The organism is Campylobacteraceae bacterium (genome assembly GCA_013215945.1).
In the GTDB taxonomy this organism is placed as follows: Bacteria; Campylobacterota; Campylobacteria; order Campylobacterales; family Arcobacteraceae; genus NORP36.
In genome coordinates, this window is the sequence record JABSOM010000011.1 from 59,942 (window position 1) to 81,964 (window position 22,023).

At 28.0% G+C, this 22,023-nt stretch carries 15 protein-coding genes and 1 tRNA gene; 12 read left to right on the plus strand and 4 right to left on the minus strand.

Annotated features, from left to right (window positions below; translation table 11 throughout):
• Positions 1-55: 55 nt before the first annotated feature.
• The 3 genes from HRT41_11885 (at position 56) to HRT41_11895 (ending at position 1,260) form a co-directional block, all read left to right on the plus strand.
• A tRNA-Sec gene (locus HRT41_11885) sits at positions 56-154 on the plus strand.
• 324 nt (positions 155-478) lie between these two features.
• The gene (locus tag HRT41_11890) at positions 479-1,102 is read left to right on the plus strand and encodes a recombinase family protein (GenBank protein ID NQY24722.1); all 624 of its coding nucleotides are present in this window, start codon (positions 479-481) and stop codon (positions 1,100-1,102) included.
• A complete protein-coding gene (locus HRT41_11895) occupies positions 1,102-1,260 on the plus strand; it encodes a hypothetical protein (GenBank protein NQY24723.1) in 159 nt (52 codons plus the stop codon). The genes HRT41_11890 and HRT41_11895 overlap by 1 nt, the downstream gene beginning before the upstream one ends.
• A gap of 23 nt (positions 1,261-1,283) precedes the next feature.
• Here HRT41_11895 and HRT41_11900 read toward each other — a convergent pair whose 3' ends face one another.
• The 4 genes from HRT41_11900 to HRT41_11915 all read right to left on the minus strand — a co-directional run bounded on the left by HRT41_11900 (position 1,284) and on the right by HRT41_11915 (position 5,901).
• On the minus strand, positions 1,284-2,150 hold the full coding sequence (locus HRT41_11900) for a hypothetical protein (protein ID NQY24724.1): 867 nt from the start codon (positions 2,148-2,150) through the stop codon (positions 1,284-1,286).
• Positions 2,151-2,240: 90 nt separating this feature from the next.
• Positions 2,241-3,278, minus strand: coding sequence for a selenide, water dikinase SelD (selD, locus tag HRT41_11905; GenBank protein NQY24725.1), 1,038 nt, complete (start codon positions 3,276-3,278; stop codon positions 2,241-2,243).
• A gap of 62 nt (positions 3,279-3,340) precedes the next feature.
• Positions 3,341-4,021 carry a response regulator gene (locus HRT41_11910; GenBank protein ID NQY24726.1) on the minus strand — a complete coding sequence of 227 codons (681 nt, stop codon included), beginning with the start codon at positions 4,019-4,021 and terminating at the stop codon, positions 3,341-3,343.
• Complete coding sequence (locus tag HRT41_11915; protein ID NQY24727.1) at positions 4,018-5,901, minus strand: cache domain-containing protein; 1,884 nt, start codon at positions 5,899-5,901, stop codon at positions 4,018-4,020. The genes HRT41_11910 and HRT41_11915 overlap by 4 nt, the downstream gene beginning before the upstream one ends.
• 156 nt (positions 5,902-6,057) lie before the next feature.
• On the opposite strand from HRT41_11915, the gene HRT41_11920 reads away from it, so the two are divergent.
• The 9 genes from HRT41_11920 (at position 6,058) to HRT41_11960 (ending at position 22,010) form a co-directional block, all read left to right on the plus strand.
• A complete protein-coding gene (locus HRT41_11920; GenBank protein NQY24728.1) occupies positions 6,058-7,656 on the plus strand; it encodes an ABC transporter substrate-binding protein in 1,599 nt (532 codons plus the stop codon).
• Positions 7,657-7,777: 121 nt separating this feature from the next.
• The gene (locus HRT41_11925; GenBank protein ID NQY24729.1) at positions 7,778-8,782 is read left to right on the plus strand and encodes an ABC transporter permease; all 1,005 of its coding nucleotides are present in this window, start codon (positions 7,778-7,780) and stop codon (positions 8,780-8,782) included.
• Positions 8,782-9,651: an ABC transporter permease gene (locus HRT41_11930; GenBank protein ID NQY24730.1), complete on the plus strand. Its 870-nt coding sequence runs from the start codon at positions 8,782-8,784 to the stop codon at positions 9,649-9,651. The genes HRT41_11925 and HRT41_11930 overlap by 1 nt, the downstream gene beginning before the upstream one ends.
• Positions 9,651-10,511, plus strand: coding sequence for an ABC transporter ATP-binding protein (locus HRT41_11935; GenBank protein ID NQY24731.1), 861 nt, complete (start codon positions 9,651-9,653; stop codon positions 10,509-10,511). The genes HRT41_11930 and HRT41_11935 overlap by 1 nt, the downstream gene beginning before the upstream one ends.
• Entirely contained in the window at positions 10,508-11,296 is a 789-nt protein-coding gene (locus HRT41_11940; protein ID NQY24732.1) for an ATP-binding cassette domain-containing protein, read from the plus strand. Before HRT41_11935 ends, HRT41_11940 begins: the two co-directional genes overlap by 4 nt.
• Positions 11,293-12,591, plus strand: a complete 1,299-nt coding sequence (gene pepQ, locus HRT41_11945) for a Xaa-Pro dipeptidase (GenBank protein ID NQY24733.1) — start codon at positions 11,293-11,295, stop codon at positions 12,589-12,591. Before HRT41_11940 ends, pepQ begins: the two co-directional genes overlap by 4 nt.
• 435 nt (positions 12,592-13,026) lie before the next feature.
• Entirely contained in the window at positions 13,027-14,940 is a 1,914-nt protein-coding gene (locus HRT41_11950) for a transporter substrate-binding domain-containing protein (protein ID NQY24734.1), read from the plus strand.
• Between the two features lie 124 nt (positions 14,941-15,064).
• The gene (locus HRT41_11955) at positions 15,065-19,711 is read left to right on the plus strand and encodes a transporter substrate-binding domain-containing protein (protein NQY24735.1); all 4,647 of its coding nucleotides are present in this window, start codon (positions 15,065-15,067) and stop codon (positions 19,709-19,711) included.
• Between the two features lie 418 nt (positions 19,712-20,129).
• The gene (locus HRT41_11960) at positions 20,130-22,010 is read left to right on the plus strand and encodes a PAS domain S-box protein (protein ID NQY24736.1); all 1,881 of its coding nucleotides are present in this window, start codon (positions 20,130-20,132) and stop codon (positions 22,008-22,010) included.
• The last annotated feature ends 13 nt before the right edge of the window (positions 22,011-22,023 follow it).

Consider the following 22,023-nt stretch of genomic DNA (forward strand, 5'->3'; position numbering starts at 1 on the left):
TATCCCTTTTAGTTAAATTTTATATATTTTATAGTAATATGCAAGTTCTTTAGTTGGGGGGCATGTGATCCTGGCGGACACCACAGGTTTCAACCCTGATTGTCGGTTTTTGTGTAAACGCCGAGGGAGGTTCGATTCCTTCGCCTTCTCGCCATCTAAAGACTACAATAACTCTTATAAATCCCCTAAAAAAACTGTTTATTTTTTCATATTAAAGAACAAAATATTACTTTTATTTCTGCGCAATTGTATCAAAAACAAGGTTTTTACTGCCTTAATATCACTCTATTCATTATTTATATGAATAAATACATTATTCTATAATCAATACAAAATCATATACTTCTAAATTATTAAAGTCTTATGTATAATTAAGACTTTAATAATAATATACTTTATTCCTTGACTAATACTATCTTAAATGATATAGTATTAAGCAAAAAAATATAATAAGACTTGTAATTTATGAAAGAGGCGAATGAATATAGCTTATATTGGAGTATCTAAAAATAAAAGTGATAGCTTGATACAAAAAAAAGCAATAATAAACTATGCCTTAAAAAAAGACTTATGTATTGATGAATATATATCTATTGATTTGCTTTCTAAAAAAGAAAAAATGGATACGGAAGTTCACGATTTTTTCACTTCTTTTAAAGAAAAGGATCTACTTGTTATTTACGAAATGAGTAAATTAGGAAGAAGTACTCAAGAAGTACTGCAGCTAATTTCTAAACTTCTAAATAAGAAAATCATTTTGCATTTTATAAAAGAAGATTTGTTTATTAATCCCAATAATACAAAAGACTTAAGGAATCAAACCATAATAAATTTACTTGGAATCATTTCAAGATTAGAAAAAGAAGTGCTTTCAAACAGAGTAAAAGAAGCATTAAGTATTAGAAAAGAAAAAGGTTTAGCTCTAGGCAAACCAAAAGGTGTGAACCAAAAATCTAAATATGACGTGCATAAAGAACGTATTGTTGAATTAAAAGACTTAGGCGTATCCTTAAGTCAAATCATCAACAAACATTTAAAGCCTGTTATGGAAAGTTGTACGGTTCAGAGTTTATCAACGTATTTAAAAAGAAGGAGTTTATAATGTCAACGGATACTATTAAGTATTTAGTAATCGCTTATTACTTGGTTTTATTTATTGTGTGGATGGTAAATAAAGTAGTAAAAAGTGTTAAAAAAAGTGAATATCGCAAAAGAAATGATAAATCGCAAGTGTATATGGCACCCTTACGATTTGAATAAATAGTACGTATAAATGAAGTGGTCTAGTTTAAGAACTCTTGCATACAGGATTCTTCTTGAATAATAAAACCACTTCTTGTAAGTTCTGTTTTACGTGCTGCTTCAATGGCTACTATAAGTCCTGTATTTTCTCTTTGATATAAATCATAGGCTCTGTAGTTGTAAATATCTCCATCTATAACTTTAATTCCATTATGAAAGGATTCTTCAAGAATTTTACTTTTCATTTTTTTTGAAAAAATAATAGCTACATCTATATTGTCTTTTAAAAGACCATTTAAATACTCCCAATTATCAACCAATATGCCTTTTTGTTTTCCTGCTCTTGAGTAAGTCAAGTGGTAGTTAGAAGGCAGTTTTTTTCTACTTTTTTTGATGTCATATTTTGTATAATCAAAGAATGTTACTTCAGGAAAGAGTTCCATCATATTTTTATATTCTTCTTCTTTATAAGAAAAAGCTTCTTTTTCCCATAAAATATCTGATGTTCCATTTAATTGAATTGAAGGATGCAAACCTTTTCTTTTTGCTCTTCTAATCATAGCTGCTATTTCTTTGCATAATTGAGCAAAAAAAGCTTCTCTTTGTAGAAGAAATTTAAAAGTTCTTTTAAAACGGGCTTGTTTGATTTTATTTTTTTCAAAATCAGAGGTTTTAAAAATTCCTTGATGATAAATACATGAGGTTGCACAGCCATTGGTCGCTTTTTTACAAAGGTTTACTTTGCTTAAATTAATAGCGCTTTCATCGTATGCCACACCATAATATTTGGCATTGTTAAGGTTTTTTTGAGGCGCTAGGTATAAGGTTCCCACCAAATATCTGTCTTCTTCAGTAATAATATTTTCTTTTATAGTAAGAAGAGTGCTTGTATCGTAGTTATAATCCAATTTATATCTTTTGTGCTTATTTGTGTTTGCTTTTTAGTAGTAGAATTGTATCAAATCAATCTTAAAAAAGATTGATTTGTTAATGAAATATTAATAGATTATCAGTTCTTTTTCTTCTTTTTTTATGACTTGTCCTATAATAGTGGCATAACCAAAAGAATAATCTTGAATCTTCTTTATGTATTCTTTTGCATCTTCTTCTTTCATAGCTATTAATAAACCGCCAGAAGTTTGTGCATCACAAAGAATAGTTTTTATAGTATCATCTATAGTGTTTTTATATTCGATTTTATTTTGCAGGTATTTGAAATTTTTTCTACTTCCCCCTGGAACAACATTGTCCTTACAAAGTTGTATCGATTCTTTAATAATAGGCACTAATGATGAATCTATACTATAAGAGTGAGTACTAGCAGTTGATTCCAGCGCATGTCCTAATAATCCAAAACCTGTAATATCTGTACAAGCACTTACTTCATACTTTTCTAATAATTGTGAGCTAAAATAATTTAAACTCTCCATTATCTCAACTGTATGATTAATAGTACTTATTTCAAGTAAATCTCTTTTAATAGCAGTGGTTAAAATACCTAAACCAATGGGTTTCGTAAGGACTAAGACATGTCCTATTTTTCCTGCATTGTTTTTTAAGATGCGAGAGGGATGAATCATTCCTGTTACACTTAAACCATAATACATTTCAGGGCTTTCAATAGTATGCCCTCCCATTAAGACTCCACCACACTCTTTGATTTTATCATTTCCACCACGAAGCATTTCATCTAAAACTACTTTGGGGAAATTAGCTGCATCAAAACCAACTATATTCATAGCAGTAAGAACTCGTCCTCCCATAGCAAAAACATCAGAAAGTGAATTTGCAGCTGCAATTTTTCCATAAATATAAGGATCATCTACAACAGGAGTTATAAAATCTAAGGTTTGTACAAGGGCTTCTTCCTCATTTATTTTAAAAACAGCTGCATCTTCACTGTTTTCAAAGCCAACTAGAACATTTTTATTATCTGGAATAAGTGCGCTTATCGTTTGTTTTAGATCCTCCGGACCCATTTTAGCCGCACAACCAGCTGCTCTAACGAATTTTGTCAATTTATATTGATTATCCATTATTTTACTTTTTAATTAATTTGTAAACAATTATATCAAAGCTAGGTAAAAAATTTTTTAAATTAAAGTAATTTATACCCTTCTTGAGGAATATTCACAATAATATCATGAGGAAGTTTTTTTCTTAGTTCTTTTATGAAGGTTTTTAAAGCAGAGGAACTCATACATTTGTTTTCCCAAATACGTTCTTCTATTTTTGAATAAGTAAGAATGCAACAATCTTTGTATTCATATAAAAGTTCCAAAAACTCTTTTTCTCTTTTTCTTAATAATATGTTTTGATTTTTGTATAATAACTCTCTTTTTGCAGAATCTAAATATATATCATCGCTTAGTTTTATTAACTGTTGCAATTTATCTTCAAAAGAAGCCAATAGTCCTTCTAGAAGTTTTTCTGAATTAAGTGGTTTTAAAATAAAATGATTGACTTTTAAATTGATTAAATCCATTAAATACTCTTCATTAGAAAAAGCAGTCAATAAAATTATTTTGGTAGAAAAATCATTTTTACGTATTTTTTTAATCAAATCAATGCCATTGCCATTTTGCATTTGAATATCTGTAATAATGATATTGGGTTTGTATTCTAAATACAAGTCATAACCTTCTTTCCCCGAATTACAATCATAAATTTCTTTGAAATAATACTTCAAGGTATTAACCAACCTTTTTCTAATCCCATCTTCATCTTCAACACATAAAACAGTATAATCTTTTAACTGTGTAAATAAGGTTTCATTCATTTTTTTGTCCTTAAAATTATTTCAAATACTGCGCCATTATTTTCGTTTCTAGCGCTTAGTTGTCCATTCATATTTTTTTCTATAATCATTTTTGACATATATAATCCTAAACCAGTACCCTTTGAAGAACTTTTTGTAGTAAAATAAGGCTCAAAGATAATATTTATATTTTCTTCAGTAATACCGCCTGCATTATCTTCTACAGTAATATAAACATAATCATCTGTTTGTTTAGTACTTAGACTTATTCTTGGGTCATTTACTTTTTTATCTTCAAAAACATCTCTGCTGTTAAGTAAAAGATTTAGGATAACTTGTGAAAACTCCCGTGCATAACCATTTACAATAATTTTTTTATCAAAAGATATATCAATAGCTATTCCATAATCATTTAATGAAGCTTGTACAATACTTAGGGCATTAGAGCAGGCCTTATCAAGAAGAAAGTCTTCTTTTTCTTTACTTGGTTTAAAAAAGTTTTTAAAATCATCAATAGTATTTGACATATAGTTTATTAATTGATCCGATTCTTTAATGCCTTCAAGAACTAGTTTTTCGTCGAGCTTTTTAAACTTTGTTGCTGTTTCTATCTCCATTAAAATTGCAGATACTTCACTTAAAGGCTGTCTCCATTGATGGGCAATCATTGATATCATAGTTCCAAGCCTTGCAAGTCTTGATTGATGTAACATAGCCCTATCTTTTTCTTGTGCTTCTTTTATTCCAATTTTTACTTTTCTGTGTAAATTGGCATTTAACATTTTGAGTTTTTCTTCTTTTCTTTGAACATTTTTTTGATAATCTTGAAAAGTTTGTGCAATTTTTCTTGACATTAGTACAGACAATAAAGCAATCATAAATGTAATTAAAAGCGATACAATAACTACATATTGTATGTATTTTTTTATTCTTTTTTCAAGTTTATTTTTATTAATTAAGATGGATTCTTGGATATCATCTACATATAAACCCGCCTCTAATATCCAATTCCACTTTTCAAAAGCCTGCACATAAGAGATTTTATTAGAAAAATTTGATTCTTTTTCTTTAGGCCAAGAAGACTTTACATAAGAGCCAAGATCAGAATCAAGGGCCGCATGTACAATATTTTGCACAGGAAATTCTTTATTATAAGAAAGGTCTTTTTGGTTTTGACCGATTTTATCTTTTCTAAAAGCGTCTGCTAATAGTACATGCTTATTATCATATACAACAAAATGGCCATTTTTTTCAAAACGAATGCTTGAAATAAAAGATAAAGATACTTTTTTAATAAAATCAATGTCTTTTTGAATATTTTCAATATTTCCTATAATCCAGTTAAGTTTTGGTAAATAGCGTATAAATACAATTTTATTTGAGTATTCAAATTGTATTAATTTTCCTTCTTCAAAAAATAAATAGTTTTCAAAATATTTATCATCAATTTTAAATTCTCTTTTAATATCTTTATTTTTTGCTTGAATGAGTTTGTTTTTTGAAATATCAAAAGCAAAAAAGTAATTGTCATTTGAAATTTTTGAATTGATTAAATTACTTAAAATATCTTCTTGTATGCTGCTATTTACTTCCGCGTTTAAATCATTATAGAGTTGATTTAATTGAGTACTTAATAACACTGTGCGTTTAATTACTTTTTCAATGGCGGCATTAGTATAAAGTTGTTCTTGAGTAGTTATATACGAAATAATAGTATTGAGTTGATTTTTTATAAGTACTTTTTGTTTGGTATTAAATTCTTTTTCTATGCGTATACTTTCTTCTAAAAAGTATTCATTTTGGTTTTGTACAAACAAATAAATGGTAAAAATGGTTACAAAAATCACCGCTATTATTGGTGTATAAATGATAAGTGTTGGAAGATTTTTTTCTTTAAACATGAAAAGATTGTACCATTTTATTTTTGTAATTTCTATTTTTTAAAAATACATGTATTTTGGATGAATTTTATTATTTGTATTTTTTACTTAAATAACTCACTTTTAGCTCACTTGCATTTGTTAAACTTGATTTAGTTAAAAATTAAAGGAGACGACGTGAAAAAAATTATTCTTGCTTTATTTGTGTTTTTATCATCTATTGCATTCTCTGCAACCCCACAAGTTGGTGGAACTTTAGTATTTGGACGAGGTGGTGATACTACTTCTATGGATCCTTCACATGTAACTGATGGTGAAAGTTTTTATGCGGCAACTGCTGTATATGATACATTAGTACAGTTTAAATATGGAAGTACAGAAATTGAACCAGGTTTGGCTACATCTTGGGATATTTCAGACGATGGATTAGAATATGTATTCCATTTAAGAAAAGGTGTTTATTTTGCTAAAACAAAATTCTTTAAAGAAAAATCAGAATTTACTTCTGCTGATGTTGTATTTTCATTAAAAAGACAATTTGATAAATCTCACCCTTTTAATAAAATTGGTGGAGCATTTAAATATTGGTCTGCAATGGATATGAGTAATATTGTAAAAGATATTATTGCTGTTGATAAATATACTGTTAAATTTACATTAAAGAAAAAAGAAGCTCCATTTATTGCCAACTTAGGTATGGAATTTGCTTCAATTTTATCTAATGATTATGCAAACATGTTATTAAAAAAGAAAAAAACAGGAGATTTAGGTAAAAAACCTGTTGGAACTGGACCATTTGTATTTGTTAAATGGGTAAAAGATGACAAAATCATTTATACTGCTAATAAAAACTACTGGAATGGTAGACCTTATTTAAATAAATTAATTTTCAAAGTAATTACTAATAATGCTGTAAGAGCTGCTGAATTAAAAGCTGGTTCTATTCACATGATGGATTTTCCAAATCCTGCTGAAGTAGCTGGTTTAGAAGCACATGAAAATATTAAAATCATTAGACAAGAAGGTTTAAATGTTGGTTATTTAGCATTTAATACTGAAAGAAAACCTTTTGATAATAAATTAGTTAGACAAGCTATCTCTCATGCTATTAATATGGAAGGTATTGTTAAGTCTGTTTACGAAGGTTTAGGAAAAGTTGCAACTAATCCACTTCCTCCAACAATGTGGTCTTACAATAAAAACCTAAAAGGTTATGAGTACAGCATTGAAAAAGCTAAAAAATTATTAGCTGAAGCTGGATTCCCTAATGGTTTTGAAACTAATATCTGGGCTATGCCAGTTCCAAGACCTTATAATCCAAATGGAAGAAAAGTTGCTGAAGCTATGCAAGCAGATTTAGCAAAAGTAGGAATCAAAGTTAAAATTGTTTCTTATGACTGGGGTACTTACCTTAAAAAATCTGCAAATGGTGAACATGACATGGTACTATTAGGTTGGACTGGTGATAATGGTGATCCGGATAACTTCTTAAACGTATTATTATCTAAACATGCTGCAATGGTTAAACCTGCGCAAAACAGAGCATTCTGGAAAAATGATGAATTTACAGCGTTAATTGATCAAGCAAAAGAGATTACTAATATTGCAGAAAGAACTAAATTATATGAACAAGCACAAGTGATTTTTGAAGAAGAAGCACCTTGGAAACCTCTTGCACATTCAATCGTAGTTGAACCTATGTTGAAAAATGTACATGGTTTTAAATTAGATCCTCTTGGAAAAAGAAGATTTAAAGAAGTTTGGTTATCAAAATAAAAGAATAAATTTAGGCAGAAGTATACTTCTGCCTATTTTTTTGTTTAATTTTCATAAAAAACGCTGTTAAAAGTACAATTTAAAAGATTGTAGTTTTAGTGGCGTAAAAAGAGGAGTATTTTTGTTAAGTTATATTATAAAAAGATTATTGTGGGCAATACCTACTTTATTAGGGGTATCATTATTGGTGTTTTCAATGGTACACATGGCACCAGGGGATCCTGCATTAGTAATGTTAGGTGAGCATGCAAGTGCACAAAGTGTTGCAGAGTTACGTGAGCAATTGGGATTAGATAAACCCCTTTATGAACAATATTTTATGTTTGTTACGAATGCCCTGCAAGGAGATTTTGGAACTACTTTGGGTTCTGGGGAGCCTGTAATTGATGAATTTATGGAGCGTTTCCCTGCAACAGTTGAATTAGCAGTTTTTTCTATGTTTTTTGCTGTAATTGTAGGACTATTTGCAGGAATTATTTCAGCAGTTAAGAGATACTCAATTTTTGATTATGCAGCTATGTCAACGGCACTTGCTGGTGTTTCTATGCCTGTTTTTTGGTTGGGTTTGATGCTAATATACTTTTTCTCAGTTGAATTAGGATGGTTACCTGTTTCTGGGCGTTTGGGTTATGAATTTGATATTGAAGGACCTACGGGATTATATTTAGTTGATTCTTTACTGATTAAAGATTATGATGCTTTTTGGGATGCTTTTAAACATCTGATTTTGCCTTCCATTGCTTTAGGAACCATTCCTATGGCAATTGTTGCTAGAATGACAAGAGCTTCTATGATTGAAGTTATGAAAGAAGATTATATTAGAACAGCACGTGCAAAAGGCTGTTCAAGAATGCAAGTTATTATGGTTCATGCTTTAAAAAATGCACTGTTACCAGTTCTTACTGTAATTGGTTTAATGGTTGGAACACTTTTCGCAGGAGCAATTTTAACGGAAACAACGTTTTCTTGGCCTGGAATTGGAAAATGGTTAATTAATGCAGTTAATCAAAGAGATTTTCCTATTATTCAATCGACTACTTTGATAATTGCTTCTATGTTTGTCATTGTTAATTTAATTGTTGATGTGCTTTATGCCGTTGTTAACCCAAGAATAAGGCTGTCATAATGAATGAAGAAAATAAAATATTAGAATTTTATAAACAATTTAGAAAAAATAAATCAGCTCTTGTTGGTTTATATATTGTTGTTGTATTAATATCGTGTGCATTATTTGCACCTTTTATAGCACCTTATGATCCTTTAATTCAAAATCTTGACAACAGATTAATTCCTCCTATGTGGACTGAACTAGGAAGTGCTGCACATATTTTAGGAACAGATGATTTTGGAAGAGATTTATTTTCAAGAGTAGTATATGGAGCTCGAATATCTTTAACCATTGGTGTGGTTTCTGTTAGTATTTCTTTAGTATTTGGTTTATTAATGGGAGCTACTGCTGGATATTTTGGTGGTTTGATTGATATTCTTATTATGAGAGTAGTAGATATTATGTTATCTATTCCTGCTATTTTATTAGCCATTGTTATTGTATCTATTTTAGGTCCTGATTTAATGAATGCTATGATTGCAATTGGTATTGTAGGAATTCCTACGTTTGCTAGAATTGTAAGAGCTTCAGTACTTGCTGAAAAAGAAAAAGAATATGTAATTGCTAGTCGCATTAATGGTTCAAGTTCTTTTAGATTAATAACAAAAGTTGTTTTACCAAACTGTACTACACCTATTATTGTACAAGCTTCTATGGGTTTTGCTTCAGCTGTATTAGAAGCAGCAGGTCTTTCGTTCTTAGGTCTTGGTGCACAACCTCCAACGCCAGAATGGGGGGCAATGTTGGCTGATTCTTTACAGTTTATTACAACTGCTTCATGGATGATTGTTTATCCTGGACTTGCAATATTCTTAACTGTTATGGGCTTTAATTTGGTTGGTGATGGTTTAATGGATGTTTTAGATCCAAAAATGAAGGACAGATAATGTTATTAAGTGTAAAAAATTTAAAAACACAGTTTTTTTCTGAAAAAGGAGTAAATACAGCAGTTGATAGTATTTCTTTTGATTTAGAAGAAGGTAAAACACTTTGTATCGTAGGGGAGAGTGGAAGCGGTAAATCTATGACTTCTTTATCTATTATGGGTTTAGTTGACGAACCAGGACGAGTAACTGCTGGTGAAATTCTATTTAAAGGCAGTGATTTACTTAAAAAAAGTGATGATGAAATGAGAGCTATCAGGGGAAAAGAAATAGCAATGATTTTTCAAGAGCCTATGACTTCTTTGAATCCTTCTTATACTGTAGGTTATCAAATCGATGAAGTATTGCGTTTACATAAAAAAGACTTAAATAAAGTACAGAGAAAAGAAAAAGTAATTGAACTTTTTAATCTTGTTGGAATTCCAATGCCAGAAGATAAATACAATGAATATCCTTTTAAACTAAGTGGGGGTCAAAGACAGCGAGTTATGATTGCAATGTCAATGGCTTGTGAACCCAAACTTTTAATAGCAGATGAACCAACAACTGCGTTAGATGTAACTATTCAAGCACAAGTTTTGGAGTTAATGAATGATTTAAAAAGAAAAAAAGGAACATCCATTTTATTCATTACTCATGATTTAGCTGTTGTTGCACAAATGGCAGATGAAGTAATTGTAATGTATAGAGGTCATGTGGTAGAACAAGCAAGTGTAAAAGAATTGTTTGACAACCCAAAACATCCTTATACAAAAGCACTATTAAATTCAATTCCAATACCTGGAAAAGTAAAAAGAAAATCAAGACTGGATACAGTGGATGAAAATGTTAATTATTTAGATTTTCCAAAGGAAATAAGATGAGTAAAGAGAAAATATTTGAAATTAAAAATTTAGAAAAAACCTATGCTATTTCTAAAGGTCTGTTTTCTTCTCCTCTGCTAATTAATGCGGTAAATAAAATTTCTTTTGATGTTTATAAAGGTGAGACGTATTCAATTGTAGGAGAGAGTGGTTGCGGAAAATCAACTACTGCTAAACTGCTTTTAAATATAGAACAGCCAAGTAGCGGACAAATATTTTTTAAAGGTAAGGATATATCTACATTTAATGATGCAGAGTGGAAAGAGTATAGAAAAAAAGTACAAATTATTTTTCAAGATCCTTATTCTTCTTTAAATCCAAGATGGACAGTTGGGAAAATCATTGCTGAACCTTTAGAATTAAATACAACTCTAAGTAAAAAAGAAATCGTTGCAGAAGTGTATGAAATTATGAAAAGAGTAGGGCTTGAAAAAGATTGGTATGATAGATACCCTCATCAATTTTCAGGGGGACAGCGGCAAAGAATTGGAATAGCTAGAGCTTTAGTTCTAAAACCTGAAGTTATTGTATGTGATGAACCCGTATCTGCTTTAGATGTATCTATTCAAGCACAAGTACTAAATTTACTTCTTGATTTACAAGAAGAATTTTCTTTAACCTACGTTTTTATTTCTCATGACTTATCTGTGGTTGAACACATTTCAGATAGGATTATGGTTATGTATTTTGGTGATATTGTTGAGTTATCAAGTGTAGAAGAGCTGTTTTCTAATCCCAAAGCGGACTATACAAAACGATTATTAGGAGCGATTCCAACAATATGAAAGAATTATATAAAGAACACTTAAGTAAAATATTGTCAGTATTGAATAAAACAATGCAGAAAAATGAATACGATGAAATTATATTGTATTCAGGTGAAGCCAAAACTATTTATTTGGATGATAATAAATATCCCTATAAGGTGTATACGAATTTTAAATATTTACTGCCCGTATTAAAAAATCCTCACTCTTTTATAAGGTATAAAAGAGATGAAAAACCAGAACTAATTGTTTTTCAAAAAGTTGATTATTGGGATTCTCAGCCTAAAGAACTAGAAGGGGAGTGGACAGAATTCTTTAATATTACATATTATCACTCTTTAGCTGATATGAAAAATGTTCTTCCCTCAAATCTTAAAAATACTGCTTTTTTAGGAGAAGAAATAAATCGTTTTAAAGATTTTTCTTTTAAATCCTTGAATGATTATTCTTTAATTCATGCCCTTCATTTCTCCCGTACCATTAAAAGTACTTATGAAGTAGAGTGTATGAGAAAAGCCAATAAACTGGCTTCAAAAGCACATAATGCTGCACGAACTGCTTTTTTAGAGGGGAAAAGTGAATTAGAAACGCATTTACTGTATTTAAAAGCTTTATCTTATAAAGAAGAAGAAGTTCCTTATACTAATATTGTTGCTTTTGATGAAAGTGCTGCAATATTACATTATGTTGATTATAAAACGCATGAATATGATGCTAAGTCTTTTCTTTTAGATGCAGGTGCTTCTTTTAGAGGATATCATGCTGATATTACAAGAACCCATGTAAAAAAAGGACATGAGTCTTTTTCTGACTTAATACAAGCAGTTGATGAGTCTTGTTTAAATATTATTTCTAAAATTAAAATAAACATGAATTATGAAGTACTTCAAGAACAAATGCATTTAGATACTGCTCAAATTCTTGCAGATTTTAATTTCATGAATATTAGTGCAGATGAAATTTATGAGAAAGAATTTACGAAAGTTTTTTGTCCTGCTGGGGTTGGACACTATATTGGTTTGCAAGTGCATGATATTGGAAATACTATAAGTGATGAATATGGAACTGCACATAACATGTCAATAAAACATCCTTTTTTACGATTAAATAAAAATATCGAAGAAGGAAATGTTTTTACTGTTGAGCCAGGTGTTTATGTTATCGATCAGCTTTTGAAAAATCATCTTGGAAAAAAAGAGTTTAACTGGGATGTTATTTCTCATTTTAGAGCTTATGGAGGAGCTAGAGTTGAAGACTCGGTATACATCAAAAAAGATGAAGTTGAAAACCTTACTCGCCCTTACTTACCCTAGGAAATTTAGGATAAATTGAGCTTTAAATGCTTTGTCCTTATATAATTTATCTTCAATTACTAAAATAACTATTATACTAATAATAGTTATTTTAGATTCTTCTACTACAAACAAAATTACTTTATACTTATTGAATAGGAATAAAAAGATTTTCAAGCTTCAAGTACATAAAAATGTAAAGATATTTTTATTTATAAAATAGAAAACTTGATGCTTATTTCAATAACAACTTCTATGGTATTTTATATTAAAAGATACTCTTTCAAAGATACAGGATATATTTTTTATTACTAATTAAAAAATAGTGCTTAGAGACTTGCTTTATATATAATTTATAATATTATTATGATTGGTTTAAATGTTAGCATTAAATGTGAAAGTAAATTATAGGATGGGGTAGTTTTTACTATAATTATTTAATTATAAGGAAAAGACATGAAAAAATTGCTGTATATAATTTTATTACTTTCTTTTTTTATGAGCTCTACTTTATCTGGGAAGATTATTAAAATTGCAATTATTTCTGACATGTCTCCTTATACTTTTATTGATGATAAAAACAATGCTGCTGGGATAGTTATTGATTATTGGAAACTTTGGGCAAAAAAAACACAAACAAAGATTGAGTTTATTCCTTATACTTGGGAAAAAAGTCTTGATGCTATTAAAAATGAAGACGTTGATATTCATTCTGCTTTGTTTAAGAGTAAAAAAAGAGCTGCAGATATCCATTATTTAGACCCATTTTTACAAGTAAGTACTAAACTTTATGTTTATAATAAAAAAATAAGTGAAGTAAAAAATTTTAAAATGAATAATTGGCTTTATGCAGCAATTTCAAAGGACAAAGCGGATTTTTCTTCTTTTGTATTAATGGGTATGAGGCAAATAACGAATGCTGATATTAAAAATATAGAAAAAAAATGGATAAAAAACAAAAAACTTCAAGAAATCAAAAAAAAGAATAACCTTGATGTCTTACGTAAAGATGAAAAAAAAAATATAAGAAATAAATGGATTGAAAATCAAATAAATACAGCTATTGATTATAGAATAATATATCAATTGTTATTTGTTTTTTTACTTATATTAATAATAAGTTTGTATTTTATCGCAAAATTAAGAGTAGCAAATTTTGCAATTAAAGAACAAAAGGAAAATTTTGAAACTTTATTTAGAGATACTTCGGAAGGTTTACTTTTGTATAAGCATGGGAAAATTATTGATTGTAATTCGGCCGCTTTATCTTTATTAAAATACACAGAAAAAAAATCTTTTTTAAAAAAAGAACTTCAATACCATTCTCCTGCTTTGCAACCTAACGGTGAGAATTCAAGTGTAAAGTTTATGTCTTTAGTAAAAGAGTGTTTTAAAAATGGACATGTAAGTTTTGAGTGGGTTCATCTTAAATCCACGGGCGAGCATTGTTGGTTAGATATTCTTTTAACAAAGATTATGATTGATAAAGAATATGTAATTCACTGTGTATGGAGAGATATCGCTGAAAAGAAGATTTTAGAAACAAAAGTGAAACGAAGAACGCAGGAATTAGAAGATAAAAACATTGAACTTAATAATACCAATGAAGATATTAAAAAAATGCAATTACAATTAGTGGACGCGGAAAAAATGGCTTCTTTGGGTTCTTTGGTTGCAGGCGTATCACATGAAATAAATACACCTATTGGTATTGGTTTAACTTCTGTAAGTTATTTTGTTGAAATGAGTACTTCAATAAAAGAAAGATATAAAAATGACTTAATGACACAAGAAGCTTTTGAGGATTTTTTATCTACTTCAGAAGAGTTGTCAAATTTAATATATAAAAATTTGAAAAAAGCAGCTGTTTTGATTAAATCTTTTAAAACAGTTGCTGTTGATCAAAGCAGCGAAGAAAAAAGAGTGTTTTATTTTAACGAATATATAGAAGAAATACTTAACAGTATTCACCCCTTTACAAAAAAAACAAATATTGTTATTGAAGTAAATTGTGATGAAAAACTAAAAGTGAACTCTTATCCTGGTCCTTTCTCTCAAGTTATTACTAATTTAATTATGAATTCAATTATTCATGGTTTTGATGAAAAAGAAAAAGGTTTGATTATTATTGATATTAAAGAAAAAAAAGAACAAATACATATACTATTTAAAGACAATGGAAAAGGAATAAAAAAAGAGAACTTAGAAAAAATATTTGATCCTTTTTTTACTACAAACAGGGAAAATGGGGGAAGTGGTTTGGGCTTAAATATTACTTCTAATATTATTACTAAAACATTAAATGGATCAATTACCTGTAGAAGTATAGAAAATGAAGGTGTGGTTTTTGAGATTTTTCTAAATATTTAAAGACTGTAATATAAAAATTAATATTTAAAGTGGCTAGTATATTTATAATTAATTGTATTATAATTATAATGTAATTAATTATAATGCTAATATATTTTAGGGCTTAAAAGAACAAAGGGAAAAGATGAGTAATATTCTTAAAGTAGCTATGATTTTATTTCTTTTTGTTAGTTTGTCTTTTTCTGAAACAAAATTGAAAATAACACAGAAGAAAAATAATATTTTAACAAAAGAAGAACGCAAGTATTTAAAAGAAAACCCACTCTTAACAATTGCTGTTTTAGAAAACTGGAAAAAAGTATCTTTTTATAATAAAGAAAATAAATTAGTTGGTTTTAATATTGATATGTTAAATCAAATTAATATAAATTTAGGCATTAATTTAATTCCAAAAGTTTTTCATTCTTGGAGTGAAGCTTTTTTAAGTGTTAAGAATGGAAATACGGATGGAATAATGTCTCTTTCTTGGTCAAAAGAAAGAGACAATTATTTCACTTATTCTTTGCCTTATTTTTTTTATCCACATGACCTTATTGTACGAAAAAATGAAACAAGTATTAATTCTTTGAAGGATTTAACCTACAAACTTGTAGGTGTAAATAAAAACAGTATTACAATTAATGCTTTAAAAAGACTGGCTCCTTTAAGTCAAATTTATGAAGGAAAAACAGAAGTCGAAATTTTAGAGCTTATTTCAAAAAATGAGCTTGATGCGGGTTTATTTGGAGAAGTTAGAACTGAATTTTTAAAGAAGTATAAGTTAAAAGTTTCAAAAAAAGTTTTTATAAAAGAAGGAAATCTATATATAGGAAGTTATAAAGAAAATAAAATTGCAAGTTCGATTATAAATAAGGGGCTTCAATCCCTTTCTAGAGAACAAATACAGATATTTAATGATAAATGGTATAAAAAAGAAAAAAGTACTTCTATTTTTACAAAAGAAGAATTGTTTTATATTAAAAATGCTTCTACTATCAAAGTAGGGATAGAAGATTGGAAACCTTTTGTTTTTTTTGAAGATAAAAAAATAAAAGGTGTGGTAGGTGAAATTTTAATTAAAGCATTTGAAGTTTCGGGTTTAAAATACACTGTAGAAGTAAAACCATGGAATAGTCTTATTCAAAGCTTTAAAAACAAAGAACTCGATTTGATTCCAAGCGCTTACTATTCAAAGAATAGAGAAAAATTTGCTTTGTTTTCAGAATCCTATTTGCCTATTAACGAATTTATTTATATAAAACAAAATGCCTCAAGAATAACGGGATTTAAAGATTTAACTAATAAAAAACTAGCGATAGTAAAGGGTTATTCTAGTATCAAAGAATTAGAAAAACTATACAAAAACATAATAATTGTTGAAACAGCTAATTTAGAAGATTCAATTATCAGGCTTTTAAAAAATGAAGTTGATGCCCTGTTTGATAGTCAAATGGCAGTAGAATATAAATTAAAGGAACTTGGAATATTAGATTTTCTTGCAATATCGCAAAATGATATAAAAGAACATACTTTACATTATATTTTTAAAAAAGAAGATATTTTATTAAGAAATATTATTCAAAAATCTTTATACTCTATCCCCATTTATGAAAAAAATGCAATTATTTTGAAATGGCTTGAATCAAAAAAATTTAAAAAAGAGGTAAGTATTGCTTTTTCTTCTGATATTGAACCTTATGTTTTAAACAAAGAGTACCTTAAAGGAATAGAATATGATTTGATTAAAAAGATTTTAAATAAATCAAATGTAACAATAACAAAAGTTAGAAATTTTCCTCTCTTTAATATGAACAAGGTACTTGCTCAGAACAATGATATTGATATTTCAGTGGGGGTAAAAGACAATAAAGACAATTTCTTTTATTCAGACGATTTTATATCATTTCAAAATGTTGTTGTTTCAAGAGTTGATGATAATTTTTACATTAATAAGGTTAAAGATTTAAAAAATAAAAGTATTATTGCTTTTCCAAAAGCATACCAATATTTAGGGCCTTGGTACGAAAAAGAATTTAACTTAAGCAACAGAGACCTCAATTATTCTGAAGCAAGTAAATATGAAAATATGGTAAGGGACTTTTTAAATAAAGAAGTAGATCTAATTATTTTGGACAAAAATATATTTTCATGGTATTTAAAAAAACTTTCAAACAATTCTTTAGATGAATATAAATTTGACTATATTTTTCCAGAAAAAAATACCTATAAAATAGCTTTTAGAAGTTCAAAATTACGAGATGTTTTTAATAATAATTTAGAAGAAATAAAAGATAATGGTGAGTATGAAGATGTTTTTTTTGATTATGTTAAAAGTAATATTTATGGAAAAGTTCAAATTAGTTCTTTGCTTGCTTCTTTGGTATCAAAAAGTATTTTTAATAATAACCAGAGTGAATTGGAAAAAATTGTTAATGTATTTTCTTCTCTTGATTTTATTGATAAAGTTGAAATATTTGATAATGAAAAAGATAATAAAATAATCCTTTCGTCTTCAGTAGAAATATTTAAAAAATTCTTTCAACAAGACAGTTATTATTTAAAACGTGGAATCCCCATTAAAGTAGGTTATCTTAAAATCTATTTTAATGAAAAAGAGTTGAAAAAATACTCTTCACTTGAATTAATTCCAAAGCTTTCTTCTTTTGAAAAATTAGATACTTTTGTATTTATTAAGGGTATTTATAAAGATTATAATTACGATAATAATAAAATATTATTTACATTAAAAGAAAAACGTTTTATTGAAAATAATCCTATTATATATTTTTCTCAAATAAACTGGCAACCCTTTTCTTTTGCAGATGAAAAAAATTATACGGGTTTATTTGCTGATTATCTAAAAATTATTGAAGAAAAAACAAAATTAACTTTTCATCTTAAAAAGGTCACGAACAATAAAGAATTATCACAAAACTTTAATACTCAAAAAATCGACTTAATTCCAAAACTTGGAAATGTTGAATCAATAAATATAAGTGCTTTAAAAAGTGAAGATTTGACCCATTTTAATTTTGCGATTGTAAGCAATAAAAATGCTCCTTTCTCTAAGGATATAGAAGATATTTCTGCTAAAACATTAGCACTTCCCTTAAACTCTCCTGCTTATTATTATATAAAAAAACATTATCCAAATACTATTATTATTGAAACTAAGAGCATCAAGGACGCTCTTTCTTTAGTTTCTAATGGAAATGCCTATGCTTTTATTTCGAGTTCAGAAGTTGCAATATATTTTATACAAAACTTTTTCCCGGAGCTTAAGATTACAGGAATAAGCGAAGAAAAGGTGGCTTTTAATTTTCTTATTCAAGAAGACTATTCTGAGTTGCTTAGTATTATTAATAAAGTTATACGAAGTATTTCAAGAAAAGAAAAACTAGATATAAAAAATAAATGGGTGAATACAGATATTACTACGGAAGTTGATAAAACAATAATTTATCAAATTCTTGTTGCTTTTGCTTTTGTTTTACTTATTATTTTGTATTTTTTACAAAAGTTAGCTTCTGCCAAGAAAAAAATTGAGCGAACTAAAATACAGTTAGAAGAACAAAAGAATTTTTTTGAGGCTTTATTTAATGGTACAACAGATGGACTTACTATTATTGAAGATAATAAGTTAATTAATTGTAATAATGCTTTATTAAAAATGTATGATATCAAAGATATTAAAAGTTTAAGAAGCGGAAAACCTGGACAATTGGCTCCTCTTTTACAACCAGATGGTAGAAAATCTAAAGATTTATTTGAAGAAAAAATGCAAGAATGCTTGCAAACAAATTTTTCTGTTCATGAACGTTTGGCTTGGACCAGTCAAAAAAAACTTTTTTGGATTGAAAATACGCTTATACAAATTAAGTTAAAAGATCGAAGTTTAATTTATTCTATAATAAGAGATATTTCAAGTCAAAAATCCTTAAAAGAAGAAGTCATACAAAGAGTAATTGATTACGAACGTGCGAATGAAGAGTTAGAAGATTCAAATGAAGAACTACAAACAATGATTCAAAATCTAAAAAATACTCAAGAGAAACTAATTGAATCAGAGAAAATGGCAAGTTTAGGTGGATTGGTTGCTGGGGTGGCACATGAAATTAATACACCAGTTGGTATTAGTTTAACGGGTATTTCTCATTTTGAAGAAATAAGCAAAGAAATTAATAAACAATATAAGAATGAAGAAATGAGTCAAGAGTCTTTTGAAGAATATTTATCTACTTCTTCTGAACTAAGTTCCTTAATTCATAAAAATTTACTAAAAGCTGCTGCTTTAGTACGCTCCTTTAAACAAGTGGCCGTTGATCAAAGCAGTGAAGAAAAAAGAACATTTAATGTTTCTAAATATGCGAATGAAGTTTTATTAAGTCTTCATTCTGTTACTAAAAAAACAAATATTAAGATTGTCGTTAATTCAAAAGACAATATAAGAATAAACTCTTATCCCGGTTCTTTTTCACAAATTATCACTAACTTAGTGATGAATTCAGTGATACATGCTTTTACAGAAGGAGAAAAAGGAAAAATTATCATTGATTTGGAGAAAAAAAATGACAATCTTTTCATTACTTATCAAGACAATGGTAAGGGAATAAAAAAAGAACATATAAATAAAATATTTGATCCTTTTTTTACTACAAATAGGGATAAAGGGGGAAGTGGTTTGGGATTAAATATTATTTATAATATTATAACTTCAAGGTTAAATGGTAAAATAACATGTGAAAGTATAGAAAAAGAAGGTGTATTATTTTTAATTATTTTACCTTTATAAAAAAATAAAGAAAATATTCTTATAAAAATGAATAAGTCTTTTTACTTTAACTCTGATTTATCTTGATCTCTTTGTTTATAAAAAACTTTTGATAATATAAAAACAATTAAAATTTTTTGTTTTCTAAAACATCTGCTTTCTTAGGCTCTAATTATAATATTAGAGCTAGATTATAAAATATTTTTAGAATATATTTAAAGCCTAAAAGCACATAAAGTCTATATACTTTACCTTATATAATTATTATTTTTAATATTCTTAATATTTATTTGAAGCAATACTTATAATTTAAAAATCAATCTATTTTAATATTACTTGTATTATAATAATAAATAAATATTTAAATTATTTTGAATTGTTGGCTTTAATAATTGATAATAAAATTAATTGAAAATAAGCTAATACAAAAAGGCTTAAAATGGCAAAGATGAACTTTTATAAAAAAGAAGAAACTATAGGAGAAAAAAAAGAGACTTGGAAAATAATTATTGCTGATGATGAAGCAGATGTTCATACTCTAACTAAAACGGTTTTAAAAAACTACATATATAAAAACAAAACGCTTGAGTTTATTTCTACGTATTCTGGGGCTGAGACGATAGAAAAAGTAAGAGATAACGAAGATATTGTATTGATTTTATTAGATGTAATTATGGAAAGTGATGATGCGGGCCTTCAAGTAGTTAAAAAAATACGCGATGAGTTTGATAATCACCTCATTCAAATTGTATTACGAACCGGGCAAGCAGCAGATATCCCAGAAAATGAAGTGGTGATGAATTATGCGATTAATGATTATAAAGAAAAAACAGAATTGACTTCAAAAAAACTAATAACAACGGTAACCACTGCAATTAGATCGTATGAGAATATTTTAGACTTAGAAAAAACAAGAAATGAAATTGGAATGTTAAATCACGATTTAAAAAAATTAATAGGTTCTTTTGATAAATCTGTAATTGCTTCAAAAGTTGATTTAGAAGGTAATATTACTTATGTAAGTAAAGCTTTCTGTAAAGCTTTTGGTTATGAAGAAGAAGAATTAATAGGTAGAACACATGAGTTTTTAAGACACAAGGATCAAGATGACGATACTTTATTATCTCTAAAAAAGTCTTATCTTGATAATACACCTTGGATAGGTGAGCTAATGTATATAACAAAAACAGGAAGTGTTTTTTGGGCTCAATTAAATCGTTTTGCAGAATATGATAATAATAATGAGTTTTTGAACTTTACAAATATTTTTGTAAATATTACTCACCAAAAAGAAGTAGAGAGTTTAAATTATGAAGTAAATGGATTATTATCGACTTTTGATGAACATGTAATTGCTTCAAAAACAGATGTAGATGGAAAAATATTATATGTAAGTGCTGCATTTTGTAAAATGTCTGAGTATACGAAAGATGAATTATTAGACAGAAATCACAGTATATTTAAATACAAAAATGTGAGCAATGAGTTTTATGAAGAATTACTAGAAACCATAGCAAAAGGCGAGGTCTGGAGAGGCGAAATTAAAGATACAACTAAGGGTGGAAAAGACTATTGGTTGTACGTAATTATTACTCCAGAATACAATATTAAAGGTGAATTTTTATGTTACACTGCAATTTCTCAAGATATTACACCTCAAAAGCACATTGAAGAAGCCAATAGAAAAATCGAAATTTTAAATACGGAAATAGAAGAAACTCAAAAAGAAGTTGTTTTTAGAATGGGTTCAATTGGTGAATCGAGATCAAAAGAAACGGGGATGCATGTAAAAAGGGTGGCAGAATATTCAAAACTGCTTGCTAAATACATAGGTATGAGCGAAAGTGAACAAGACATATTAAAACTTGCAAGTCCTATGCATGATATTGGGAAAGTAGCAATTCCTGATGCTATTTTAAACAAACCAGGGAAGTTAACAGAAGAAGAATTTGAAGTAATGAAAACACATGCACAGTTGGGTTTTGAGATGTTAAATACTTCAGACAGGCGAATTTTAAAAGTTGCTGCTATTGTTGCCCATGAGCACCAAGAAAAATACGATGGTACAGGTTATCCTCAAGGCTTAAAAGCAGATCAAATACATATATATGGACGAATAACTGCTTTAGCAGATGTATTTGATGCTTTAGGATCAGATAGAGTGTATAAAAAAGCTTGGAGTGATGAAAGAATATTTGAAATGTTAAAAAATGAAAAAGGTGGACATTTTGATCCTATTTTAGTGGATGTATTTTTTAAACATTTACCAGAATTCTTAGATATTAGAAATCGATTTAAAGATGAATTAACTGGTAAATAATTTAAGTGGACTT

What these genes read in the sequence shown, in the direction of transcription:
- HRT41_11940 (NQY24732.1), top strand. Translation starts at nt 10,508, where the DNA reads ATGAGTAAAGAGAAAATATTTGAAATTAAAAATTTAGAAAAAACCTAT.
- HRT41_11960 (NQY24736.1), top strand. Translation starts at nt 20,130, where the DNA reads ATGGCAAAGATGAACTTTTATAAAAAAGAAGAAACTATAGGAGAAAAA.
- HRT41_11915 (NQY24727.1), bottom strand. Translation starts at nt 5,901, where the DNA reads ATGTTTAAAGAAAAAAATCTTCCAACACTTATCATTTATACACCAATA.
- HRT41_11955 (NQY24735.1), top strand. Translation starts at nt 15,065, where the DNA reads ATGAGTAATATTCTTAAAGTAGCTATGATTTTATTTCTTTTTGTTAGT.
- HRT41_11930 (NQY24730.1), top strand. Translation starts at nt 8,782, where the DNA reads ATGAATGAAGAAAATAAAATATTAGAATTTTATAAACAATTTAGAAAA.
- HRT41_11910 (NQY24726.1), bottom strand. Translation starts at nt 4,021, where the DNA reads ATGAATGAAACCTTATTTACACAGTTAAAAGATTATACTGTTTTATGT.
- HRT41_11895 (NQY24723.1), top strand. Translation starts at nt 1,102, where the DNA reads ATGTCAACGGATACTATTAAGTATTTAGTAATCGCTTATTACTTGGTT.
- selD (NQY24725.1), bottom strand. Translation starts at nt 3,278, where the DNA reads ATGGATAATCAATATAAATTGACAAAATTCGTTAGAGCAGCTGGTTGT.
- pepQ (NQY24733.1), top strand. Translation starts at nt 11,293, where the DNA reads ATGAAAGAATTATATAAAGAACACTTAAGTAAAATATTGTCAGTATTG.
- HRT41_11935 (NQY24731.1), top strand. Translation starts at nt 9,651, where the DNA reads ATGTTATTAAGTGTAAAAAATTTAAAAACACAGTTTTTTTCTGAAAAA.
- HRT41_11950 (NQY24734.1), top strand. Translation starts at nt 13,027, where the DNA reads ATGAAAAAATTGCTGTATATAATTTTATTACTTTCTTTTTTTATGAGC.
- HRT41_11890 (NQY24722.1), top strand. Translation starts at nt 479, where the DNA reads ATGAATATAGCTTATATTGGAGTATCTAAAAATAAAAGTGATAGCTTG.